Origin of the sequence: Streptomyces sp. NPDC002742 (assembly GCF_042888885.1) — a bacterium.
GTDB lineage: Bacteria > Actinomycetota > Actinomycetes > Streptomycetales > Streptomycetaceae > Streptomyces.
This window is the reverse complement of sequence record NZ_JBIAQF010000007.1, coordinates 166184-176750: the sequence shown is the minus strand read 5'-3', so window position 1 is coordinate 176750 and position 10567 is coordinate 166184. Positions and strand designations below refer to the sequence as shown.

Annotated in this window: 10 protein-coding genes; 5 read left to right on the top strand and 5 right to left on the bottom strand. The window is 71.1% G+C overall.

Annotated elements, in window-relative coordinates:
- A partial coding sequence (locus ACFYW8_RS14555) for a DEAD/DEAH box helicase (RefSeq protein WP_389073984.1) occupies window positions 1-2236 on the bottom strand: 2236 nt, incomplete at its 3' end.
- 464 nt (window positions 2237-2700) lie between these two features.
- On the opposite strand from ACFYW8_RS14555, the gene ACFYW8_RS14550 reads away from it, so the two are divergent.
- Window positions 2701-3471, top strand: coding sequence for a ferritin-like fold-containing protein (locus ACFYW8_RS14550; protein ID WP_365874499.1), 771 nt, complete (start codon window positions 2701-2703; stop codon window positions 3469-3471).
- A 103-nt stretch (window positions 3472-3574) separates the two neighbouring features.
- Here the strand turns inward: ACFYW8_RS14550 and ACFYW8_RS14545 are convergent, their stop codons facing one another.
- From ACFYW8_RS14545 to ACFYW8_RS14530, 4 genes are all read right to left on the bottom strand, one after another.
- Window positions 3575-3844, bottom strand: coding sequence for a hypothetical protein (locus tag ACFYW8_RS14545; RefSeq protein ID WP_365874497.1), 270 nt, complete (start codon window positions 3842-3844; stop codon window positions 3575-3577).
- Window positions 3845-4205: 361 nt separating this feature from the next.
- Complete coding sequence (locus ACFYW8_RS14540; RefSeq protein ID WP_365874769.1) at window positions 4206-4433, bottom strand: DUF3107 domain-containing protein; 228 nt, start codon at window positions 4431-4433, stop codon at window positions 4206-4208.
- A gap of 183 nt (window positions 4434-4616) precedes the next feature.
- Window positions 4617-5258: a TetR/AcrR family transcriptional regulator gene (locus ACFYW8_RS14535; RefSeq protein ID WP_389073097.1), complete on the bottom strand. Its 642-nt coding sequence runs from the start codon at window positions 5256-5258 to the stop codon at window positions 4617-4619.
- A 186-nt stretch (window positions 5259-5444) separates the two neighbouring features.
- Complete coding sequence (locus ACFYW8_RS14530; RefSeq protein WP_365874493.1) at window positions 5445-5663, bottom strand: hypothetical protein; 219 nt, start codon at window positions 5661-5663, stop codon at window positions 5445-5447.
- A 157-nt stretch (window positions 5664-5820) separates the two neighbouring features.
- On the opposite strand from ACFYW8_RS14530, the gene ACFYW8_RS14525 reads away from it, so the two are divergent.
- From ACFYW8_RS14525 to ACFYW8_RS14510, 4 genes are all read left to right on the top strand, one after another.
- Window positions 5821-6810 carry an alpha/beta hydrolase gene (locus tag ACFYW8_RS14525; protein WP_365874491.1) on the top strand — a complete coding sequence of 330 codons (990 nt, stop codon included), beginning with the start codon at window positions 5821-5823 and terminating at the stop codon, window positions 6808-6810.
- 8 nt (window positions 6811-6818) lie between these two features.
- Window positions 6819-8498 carry a DUF3152 domain-containing protein gene (locus ACFYW8_RS14520; protein ID WP_389073090.1) on the top strand — a complete coding sequence of 560 codons (1680 nt, stop codon included), beginning with the start codon at window positions 6819-6821 and terminating at the stop codon, window positions 8496-8498.
- 56 nt (window positions 8499-8554) lie between these two features.
- Window positions 8555-8647: an Ms4533A family Cys-rich leader peptide gene (locus tag ACFYW8_RS14515; RefSeq protein WP_365874487.1), complete on the top strand. Its 93-nt coding sequence runs from the start codon at window positions 8555-8557 to the stop codon at window positions 8645-8647.
- Between the two features lie 200 nt (window positions 8648-8847).
- On the top strand, window positions 8848-10566 hold the full coding sequence (locus ACFYW8_RS14510; protein WP_389073083.1) for an ABC transporter substrate-binding protein: 1719 nt from the start codon (window positions 8848-8850) through the stop codon (window positions 10564-10566).
- Window position 10567: the final 1 nt, after the last annotated feature.

Sequence of the window (10567 nt, the reverse complement as noted above, 5' to 3'; positions counted from 1 at the left end):
CGGCGGCCTGGGCCGGGATGTCGGTGTCGGCGACGGCCTTGCGGGTCCGGCGGCGTACGGGCTTGGCGTCCGTCGTGACGTCGGCGGTCTCGGCGGTGTCCGTGGCGACGGTCGCGGCCTTGGCCCGGGTGCGCCGGGGCTTGGTCTCGGCGACCGTCCCGGTGACCTCGGTGGCGGCGGCCTCGACGGTGTCGAGGACGGCCTCCGCGGTCTTGCGGGTGCGTCGACGGGTGGCGGGCTTGGCGTCCGTCTCGTCGGCGGCCTGGGCCGGGATGTCGGTGTCGGCGACGGCCTTGCGGGTCCGGCGGCGTACGGGCTTGGCGTCCGTCGTGACGTCGGCGGTCTCGGCGCTGTCCGTGGCGACGGTCGCGGCCTTGGCCCGGGTGCGCCGGGGCTTGGTCTCGGCGACCGTCTCGGCGACCTCGGTGGCGGCGGCCTCGACGGTGTCGAGGACGGCCTCCGCGGTCTTGCGGGTCCGGCGACGGGTGGCGGGCTTCGCCGGAGCCTCGGTGACCTCGGCGGCCTCCGTGACCGTCTCGGCGGCGGGCGCCGTCTCGACCGTCTTACGGGTCCGACGGCGGGCCGGCCTGGCCGGAGCCTCGGCGACGGCCTCGGCCTCGGCCTCGGCGGCGGTCACCGCCGCCGTCTCGACAGCGGTCTCGGTGGGTTCGGCGCTCTTCCGGGTCCGGCGACGGCGCGGCGCGGCCGGCTCGTCGGAGACACCCTCCGCCGTGGCCACGGCGGCTTCCGCGGCCTCGGCCACCGGGGCGGCCACGGCAGCGGCGGCCACCGGCTCGGACCCCGCTGCACCGCGCGTACGGCGACGGCGGCGCGGCGTGCGGGGCTCGGTGGCCTCGACGGCCGCGGGAGACTCCCTGGTCACCTCGGGGGACGTGGAAGTGGACGCGGACGTCTCGTCCGCCGGCGCACCGTTGCGCGTACGACGGCGCTGGCGCGGCGTGCGCGCCGGGCGCTCACGTTCGCGCTCGGTGGTCGACGGCGCCGCCGTACGGCCGCCGCGGCCACGCGGGCCGCCACGGCCACCGGTCTCGCCCAGGTCCTCGACCGCTTCGGCCGCGAGCCCGGCGCGGGTGCGCTCGGCACGCGGCAGGACACCCTTGGTGCCGACCGGGATGCTCAGCTCCTCGAAGAGGTGCGGGGACGTGGAGTACGTCTCCGGCGGGTTGCCGAAGCCGAGGTCCAGCGCCTTGTTGATGAGCTGCCAGCGCGGGATGTCGTCCCAGTCGACGAGGGTGATCGCGATGCCCTTGGCACCCGCGCGGCCGGTGCGGCCGATGCGGTGCAGGTACGTCTTCTCGTCCTCGGGGGACTGGTAGTTGATGACGTGGGTGACACCCTCGACGTCGATACCGCGGGCCGCGACGTCGGTGCAGACGAGGACGTCGACCTTGCCGTTGCGGAACGCGCGCAGCGCCTGCTCGCGGGCGCCCTGGCCGAGGTCGCCGTGGACCGCGCCGGAGGCGAAGCCGCGCTGCTGGAGCTGGTCGGCGAGGTCGGCCGCCGTGCGCTTGGTGCGGCAGAAGACCATGGCCAGGCCACGGCCGTCGGCCTGCAGTATGCGGGCGACCAGCTCGGGCTTGTCCATGTTGTGCGCGCGGTAGACGAACTGCGCGGTGTTGCGGACCGTCGCGCCCGAGTCGTCCGGCTCGGAGGCGCGGATGTGGGTGGGCTGCGACATGTAGCGGCGCGCGAGACCGATGACCGCGCCCGGCATGGTCGCCGAGAACAGCATCGTCTGACGGCGGGCCGGCAGCATGTTCATGATCCTCTCGACGTCGGGCAGGAAGCCCAGGTCGAGCATCTCGTCGGCCTCGTCGAGGACGAGCGCCTTGATGTGCTTGAGGTTGAGCTTCTTCTGGCCCGCGAGGTCCAGCAGTCGGCCCGGGGTGCCGACGACGACGTCGACGCCCTTCTTCAGGGCCTCCACCTGGGGCTCGTACGCCCGGCCGCCGTAGATGGCGAGAACGCGCACGTTGCGGACCTTGCCCGCGGTCAGCAGGTCGTTGGTCACCTGGGTGCACAGCTCGCGCGTCGGGACGACGACGAGGGCCTGCGGGGCGTCGGTGAGCTGCTCGGGCTTGGCCCGGCCCGCCTCGACGTCCGCGGGGACGGTGACGCGCTCGAGGAGCGGAAGGCCGAAGCCCAGCGTCTTGCCCGTGCCGGTCTTGGCCTGGCCGATGACGTCGGAGCCGGAAAGGGCTACCGGAAGCGTCATCTCCTGGATCGGGAAGGGGTTGATGATGCCGACGGCCTCAAGGGCTTCGGCGGTCTCAGGAAGGATTCCGAGGTCTCGGAAAGTCGTAGTCAGGGTGCTGCCTCTTCTGTGTACGCGGTGCGAGGCGAGCGCGGGGGTCGTGTCGGGACCGTGCCGGGGACGTCGGCCGCTCTTGACGGGCGGGCCGAGTGGCATGGGACCACTGCCGACGCTCGAGCTCTCGTGCCGCTGAGGGTTCCCTCCGGATGTCGTACGCAATGTGCCGTACCGACGAGGAGGGCTGTCGGGTCGGAGCCGATCGGGCCACCGACCGGGCATCCTCATTCGTGCGGCCCGTCGAATTTACTCGCCGGGCGCATTACCACCATACCCCGGAATCGCGCACATGCGATGGCCGATTTGGTCACGTAGTGGTCGTCACACTGGTTGACCAGGGACTTCCCTCGTGCTGTGAGCGGGCTATTGTGCGCTTCATGACGACGCCTGACAACGCCGCTGAGAAGCCCGCCGAGGCCCCCGCCGACACCGCCCCCGCGGCCACCGGAGTCGCCGCGCAGAACTGGGACACGGCCTCGGCCGAGCCGCAGTACCGCGCCGCGGTCGTGGACCTGCTCGGAGCGCTCGCGTACGGCGAGCTCGCGGCGTTCGAGCGGCTCGCGGAGGACGCCAAGCTGGCGCCCACGCTCAGTGACAAGGCGGAGCTGGCGAAGATGGCCTCGTCCGAGTTCCACCACTTCGAGCAGCTGCGGGACCGGCTCTCCGCGGTCGGCGCGGAGCCGACGCAGGCGATGGAGCCGTTCGTCGCCGCGCTCGACGGCTTCCACCGGCAGACGGCTCCCTCGGACTGGCTGGAGGGGCTCGTCAAGGCGTACGTAGGCGACTCGATCGCCAGTGACTTCTACCGTGAGGTGGCGGCCCGCCTCGACTCCGACACCCGCGAGCTCGTCCTCGGTGTCCTCGACGACACCGGTCACGCAGGCTTCGCCATCGAGAAGGTGCGCGCCGCGATCGACGCCGACCCGCGGGTGGGCGGCCGGCTCGCGCTGTGGGCACGGCGGCTGATGGGCGAGGCACTGTCCCAGTCGCAGCGCGTGGTCGCCGACCGCGACGCCCTGTCGACGATGCTCGTGGGCGGCGTCGCGGACGGGTTCGATCTCGCGGAGGTCGGCCGGATGTTCTCCCGGATCACCGAGGCGCACACCAAGCGGATGGCCGCGCTGGGCCTCGCCGCCTAGGACCTGACCCGCGGACGGTTCCCCGGGCGTGGTCGCACGACAAGCGCCCGGGGCCCCCTAACCGCGCGGTTCACGATCGCGGGAGCGGCCCCCGCGGAACGGCTTACGCTGTCGCCGAGCGGCGGCGAAACCGCTCCTCGGGGCGGAGCAGCAGAGACAGCAGCGCCGTGGAGACGGCCGCCGCGCCGAGCAGGATGGCCAGGAAGTGGCCGGAGCTCAGAGCCGTGTGCGTCAGGAAGGCGCCGAACAGGGCCCCTGCCACGCCGGTCGACAGGACCAGGCTGCGGGCCGGCAACCGGTTGGGCAGGCGGTACGAGGCCGCCCACGCCAGCGCGAGACCGAGCAGCGCGGAGCCGAGCGCTTCCAAGAACATGGTGAGGGTCCCTCCCACACGGCCGGTGCAAATCGGTCGTAGCCGGTCCTACCCCCGGTGTGTGGAACGCAATCCTCCTCTGTGCCCGGCATGTGCTCCATCTGTGGACGCGCGCGGGACGGACGGGGCGGCCCGGATCGCGGCGGAGCGGGATCCGGGGTGCGCGGGAGCAGGATCCCGGCGTGCGCCGGAGCGCGATTCGGCTTGTGCCGGAGCGGGATTCGGCTTGTGCCGGAGCGGGATTCGGCTTGTGCCGGACGTGGGCGGGGCACGCCAAGTGGTACGGGAAGGGCCCGGTGACGATGTCACCGGGCCCTTCCCGTACCACTTGGTCGCTCTGTTGCTCTACAGGGCCCTTGCTCTACAGAGCGCTGAATCCGACCTTGCGCTGTGTGGGCTCGCCGAGCTCCACGTACGCCAGCCGGTCGGCCGGAACCAGGACCTTGCGGCCGTGGTCGTCCACGAGGCTCAGCAGCTGCGACTGGCCGGACAGCGCCTCGGACACCGCGCGCTCGACCTCTTCCGGTGTCTGACCGCTCTCCAGAACGATCTCGCGGGGCGCGTGCTGCACGCCGATCTTGACCTCCACGGCTTTGTCCCTCCGACGGTCAGTCATGTGCGCGTTCGTACGCGCCGTACGCAGCACACATTAGCCCGGCGAGGGGAGGTGCACGCTCCGCCCGGGAACGCCAGGAGCGAACAGCCGACGGGAACAAAGAAGCGGCCGGGGGGTGCGCCCCGGCCGCTTCCTCGGTGTCGGTGAGTCAGTGGGTCAGTGGTTCTCGCTGCCGTGCAGCGGGAACCCCGCGATGCCCCGCCAGGCGAGCGAGGTCAGCAGCTGGACCGCCTGGTCGCGCGGGACACTGTGGTCGCTGTGCAGCCAGGAACGGGCCACCACCTGGGCCAGACCGCCGAGGCCCGAGGCGAGGAGCATCGACTCGGCGCGCGAGAGACCGGTGTCCTCCGCGATGACGTCGCAGATCGCCTCGGCGCACTCGTGCGTCACCTTGTCGACGCGCTCGCGCACCGCCGGCTCATTGGTCAGGTCCGACTCGAAGACCAGCCGGAAGGCACCGCCGTCGTCCTCCACGTACGCGAAGTAGGCGTCCATGGTGGCGCGGACGCGCAGCTTGTTGTCCGTCGTCGACGCGAGCGCCGTCCGCACCGCCAGGAGCAGCGACTCGCAGTGCTGGTCGAGCAGGGCGAGGTACAGATCGAGCTTGCCCGGGAAGTGCTGGTAGAGAACCGGCTTGCTGACGCCCGCGCGCTCGGCGATGTCGTCCATGGCGGCCGAGTGATATCCCTGCGCAACGAAAACTTCCTGGGCGGCGCCGAGGAGCTGGTTGCGTCGGGCACGGCGCGGCAGGCGAGTGCCCCGCGGGCGTGCTGCCTCTGTCTGCTCGATGGCTGTCACGCCGCCTCCCAAAATTGTCCACGTGCGGTGTGCGCCGCGCCGCCATCGTACTTTTCGGTAACCGTGCTGTGTGCGGTGCGAACGCAGAATTTCACGGACCGGACGCCGACGGGACGGCGCACAGTGTGCCGAAGGGGACGAGCTGGGCACCCGGCCGTCCCGACGGCACTGATCGGCGGTCTCGCGTCACCGGTAGTCGTCCTCGTTCAGCCGGACGACCCGGGCCTGCTCGGCGAGATCCCCCTCATCGGCGTTCAGGCGGTCGCCCGGGGGTTCCGGGTCGACATCGTCCGCGGGATCCAGCTCGGCGGACTGCTCGGCGGCGTCGGCCTCCGGGGCCTCCACGTCGAGGATTTCCCGGAACTGGTCGTCGAATGTTCCGGGGTCTGTCGGGTCGACTGTCATGGTTCCTCTTCCCGAACGGTACGAGTGCGCTCCTGGTACGTACGAGTGCCCTCGTTCGAAGCCTAGGAGACACGCGATCCGGACGCTATGCGATCCGCTCGCGATCTGTGACCGCGAACACAGGAGCCCCCGCGTGATCGTCTCGTAACATTGCGACATGTCTTCAACCGAACTCCCTTCCGCGCCGGCCGCCACCGTCATGCCGAGGGTCGGCGCCGTCAGGGTCGCGGAGGGCGAGCGACTGCGATCGGTAGGGCTGCCCGGCATCACGCTGACGATCCGGTCGAGACCGCCGGCCCGGGAGAACCTGCCGTCCGCGCTGTACGTGCACGGTCTGGGAGGTTCCTCGCAGAACTGGTCGGCGCTGATGTCGCTGCTCGACGGGCTCGTGGACAGCGAGGCCCTCGATCTGCCGGGCTTCGGCGACTCGCCGCCGCCGGACGACGGCGACTACTCGGTCACCAACCACGCGCGCGCGGTCATCCGATATCTCGACGCGTCCGGACGCGGTCCTGTACATCTTTTCGGCAATTCACTCGGCGGAGCCGTCACGACGCGTGTCGCCGCCGTCCGGCCGGATCTCGTCCGGACGCTCACGCTGGTCTCACCCGCGCTCCCCGAGATCCGCGCTCAGCGCACCGCGTTGCCGACCGCGTTGCTCGCGCTGCCCGGGGTGGCGGGGCTGTTCACCAAGCTCACCAAGGACTGGAGCGCTGAGCAGCGGGTTCGGGGTGTGCTGGCCCTCTGTTACGGCGATCCCGGCATCGTGACGCCCGAGGGGTTCCGCAACGCCGTCGAGGAGATGGAGCGGCGGCTCGCCCTGCCCTATTTCTGGGACGCGATGGCACGCTCCGCGCGCGGAGTCGTGAACGCCTACACACTGGGCGGCCAGCACGGGCTGTGGCGTCAGGCCGAACGGGTGCTCGCCCCGACGCTCCTCGTCTACGGCGGCCGCGACCAACTTGTCGGCTACCGTATGGCGCAGCGCGCGGCCCGTGCCTTCCGCGACTCCCGGCTGTTGTCCCTGCCGGAGGCGGGGCACGTCGCCATGATGGAGTATCCGGAGACGGTGGCCACCGCATTCCGCGAACTCCTGGCGGACCTGGGAGAGTTGACCTCATCGGTGGCAATCGGCGCGGAGAGCTGAGGCGGGAAGTGGGACGACACAGTCGTCGGGGGCGGGCCGACAAGGCGGACACCTCGCAGACGCGAGCGGTTCCGGCGAAGGAAGCGGCACCCGCTCCCGCGCCGGTCCCGGAAGGCGCCCGCCGCGCGGCGACACGCCCGACCGGCCCCCTGGGGCCCTACCCGCCCGCGGGCGGGACCCCGCAGCGAGGCGCGGCACAGCGGGACGCACCGCGTTTCGACGACGCGACCCCCGCACACGGCTTCCCTCGGACGGCCGACGGCACTCCCGCGCGCGGGGTGCCACGTTTCCAGGACGGCACCCCGGTCCACGGCGTGCCGCGTTTCCCCGACGGGACCCCGGCACACGGCTTCCCGCGGATGACCGAGGGCGCTCCCGCGCGCGGGGTGCCACGATTCGCGGACGGGACTCCGGCACAGGGCGTCCCGCGTTTCGACGACGGCACCCCGGCACGTGGGGTGCCGCGTTCTTTCGACGGGACCCCGGCGCACGGAATGCCGCGTCTTCCCGACGGGACCCCCGCCCGCGGAATGCCGCAGGCGCGGGGAGGGCACCCCGAACAGCGTGAACAGGGCGGCGGCTGGGGGGAGTCCAGGGCGGGTGGGGCTCCGCAGGGCGCGCCCGCCGGACGGAGGGTCCCCCGGCAGCGTCAGCAGGCGACGGCACCCCGGCAGGCGTACGTCGACGCGTTCGACCTCGAAACGCAGGAGGGCGGCGACCTTCCCGCGCCTCGCGGCGGCACGGCGGGGCGGACGACCGGCCCCCGGGCAGCGGACCCCCACGGCTCCGCCGCCGACCGGAACGCCCGGTCCACCGGGACCGGTGAGCGGCCGCCGCCGGACACCGCCGAGCAGGCCGAGGGCAAGGCGCGCAAGGGGTGGGCGTTCACCGGGATCGCGGCGGCCGCCGTCACCACCGTGCTGGCCGTCGTCGTGGCCGGGCAGATGACTTCGGGACAGCACGACACCGGCACGCGGACGGAGTCCGCCGGCGACGGCGGCGGCCGGGTGACCCAGGACTCCGCCTCGCGCGGGGACGACCGGCCGACCCAGTCGGGCCGGCCGACCGTGGCCGCGGCGCCCCTGACGTACGACCAGCAGATGGCCAGGACGTACCCGCTCGGCGCGAAGCTCAAGGCGTCAGGGAAGTTCGACGCGGTACCCGGAGTCGCGAAGGCGCCCGGCAAGGGGCACAAGTACACCTACCGCGTCGACATCGAGCAGGGCCTCGGTCTCGACGGCGCGCTCTTCGCCGACGCCGTGCAGAAGACCCTGAACGACGGGCGGAGCTGGGCCCACGGCGGCGCCCGCACCTTCGAGCGGGTCGACTCCGGGAAGCCGGACTTCGTCATCACACTGGCGAGCCCGGGTACCACCGCCGAGTGGTGCGCCAAGTCGGGGCTCGACACCACGGAGGACAACGTGTCGTGCGACTCGGCGTCCACCGAGCGCGTCATGATCAACGCGTACCGCTGGGCCCAGGGCTCCAAGACCTACGGCTTCGGTGACAAGATTCACGCCTACCGGCAGATGCTGATCAACCACGAGGTCGGCCACCGGCTCGGATACGGGCACGTCACGTGCGACAAGGACGGCGATCTCGCCCCGGTCATGCAGCAGCAGACCAAGTTCCTCGACCACGACGGAATCCACTGTCTGCCCAACCCCTGGCCCTATCCCGGGAGTTGACGGGGAATGGCCGGGCCGCGTTGACACGCGCCGAAAGATCGTTCATATTTTTTCGCATGTCATCCCGTCACGCCTCCGTTCGCGCCGCCCTTGAGCTGGCGCTGTTCGGCGTGACCGCGCTCTGCGTGGCCGACATTCACTGTTGCTGACGCCCGCCCCCGGCGAGTGCGTCGCTTTCTTTCCCGTCCTGTCTCCGTGCGCCGTCGAACCTCTCAGGTTCCGCGCGCCCGTGCCTCTTTCGGGCCGGTCGGACTCCGACGCCTGACGCCCTGGGCGAGCCCTGCGCTCTTCCGTCCCACTCCGCGTCATTCCGTCTCAGTATCCGAGTCATCCGAGAGGTCGTCTTCCGATGCGTCAACCGTCCGTCATAGCGCGCCGCGTGGCCGCGGCATCCGTCAGCCTGGTCGTGGCAGCGGGCGCCGCCGCCTGCGGGCCGAAGGACAACGATGCCAAGAGCTCCGGTGGCGACTCCCGGCCTCACAAGGGCGGCACGCTCACCGTCCTGAACTCCAATCCGCAGTCGGACTTCGACCCCGCGAGGCTCTACACCTCCGGCGGCGGCAACGTGCCCTCGCTCGTCTTCCGTACGCTCACCACCCGCAACCGCGAGAACGGGGCCGCCGGTGCCGAGGTCGTCCCCGACCTCGCCACGGACACCGGCCGCCCGAGCGAGAACGCGACCGTGTGGACGTACACCCTGAAGAAGGGCCTCAAGTTCGAGGACGGCACGCCGATCACCTCCGCCGACGTCAAGTACGGCATCGAACGCTCCTTCGCCGCCGAGCTCTCCGGGGGCGCGCCCTACCTGCGGGACTGGCTGATCGGCGGGGCCGGCTACCAGGGGCCCTACAAGGACAAGAAGGGCCTCGACTCGATCGAGACGCCGGACGCGCTGACCATCGTCTTCCACCTGAACAAGCCCGAGGGCGAGTTCCCCTACCTGGGCACGCAGACGCAGTTCACGCCCGTCCCGAAGGCCAAGGACACCGGCACGAAGTACGAGGAGCACCCGGTCTCCTCGGGCCCGTACAAGGTCGTCAGGAACGAGAACGACGGCGAGCGCCTCACCCTGGAGCGCAACACGTACTGGTCCGCGTCGACCGACGCCGAGCGCAAGGCCTACCCGGACAGGATCGACGTACGGTCCGGCCTGGACTCCGCCGTGATCAACCAGCGGCTGTCCTCGTCCCAGGGCGCGGACGCCTCCGCCGTCACCACGGACACCAACCTCGGCCCGGCCGAGCTCGCCAAGGTGACCGGGGACAAGGAGCTGGCCTCGCGCGTCGGCACCGGGCACTTCGGCTACACCAACTACCTCGCCTTCAACCCGAAGGTGAAGCCTTTCGACGACCCGAAGGTGCGCCAGGCGATCTCGTACGCCATCGACCGCAGCTCCGTGATCAACGCAGCGGGCGGCTCGTCGCTCGCCGAGCCCGCGACGACGTACCTGCCGAACCAGAAGTCCTTCGGCTACACGCCGTACGACCTGTTCCCGGCGGGCGCGTCCGGCAACGCGGCCAAGGCCAAGGAACTGCTGGCGCAGGCGGGCCACAAGAACGGCCTGACCATCACGCTCACCCATTCCAACGGCAAGGACTTCGAGACCAGCCCGGAGATCGCGACCGCCGTCCAGGACGCGCTCAAGAAGGCCGGCATCACCGTCAAGCTCCAGGGGCTGGAGGAGAACGACTACAGCGACAAGATCCACAGCGTGAAGAACGAGCCCGGCTTCTTCCTCGCGCACTGGGGTGCCGACTGGCCCTCCGGCGGCCCCTTCCTGGCCCCGATCTTCGACGGCCGGCAGATCGTCAAGGACGGAGCCAACTTCAACTCCGGCTTCCTCGATGACAAGTCGGTCAATGACGAGATCGACGCGATCAACAAGCTGACCGATCTCGACGAGGCCGCCAAGCGCTGGGGCGCACTGGACAAGAAGATCGGTGAGCAGGCGCTGACCGTGCCGCTGTTCCACCCCGTCTACAAGCGCCTGTACGGCGAGGGCGTCAAGAACATCGTGATCAGCGACTGGACCGGCGTTCTGGACATCTCCCAGGTCGCGGTGAAGTAGC

What these genes read in the sequence shown, in the direction of transcription:
- ACFYW8_RS14510 (WP_389073083.1), top strand. Translation starts at nt 8,848, where the DNA reads ATGCGTCAACCGTCCGTCATAGCGCGCCGCGTGGCCGCGGCATCCGTC.
- ACFYW8_RS14515 (WP_365874487.1), top strand. Translation starts at nt 8,555, where the DNA reads ATGTCATCCCGTCACGCCTCCGTTCGCGCCGCCCTTGAGCTGGCGCTG.
- ACFYW8_RS14525 (WP_365874491.1), top strand. Translation starts at nt 5,821, where the DNA reads ATGTCTTCAACCGAACTCCCTTCCGCGCCGGCCGCCACCGTCATGCCG.
- ACFYW8_RS14545 (WP_365874497.1), bottom strand. Translation starts at nt 3,844, where the DNA reads ATGTTCTTGGAAGCGCTCGGCTCCGCGCTGCTCGGTCTCGCGCTGGCG.
- ACFYW8_RS14530 (WP_365874493.1), bottom strand. Translation starts at nt 5,663, where the DNA reads ATGACAGTCGACCCGACAGACCCCGGAACATTCGACGACCAGTTCCGG.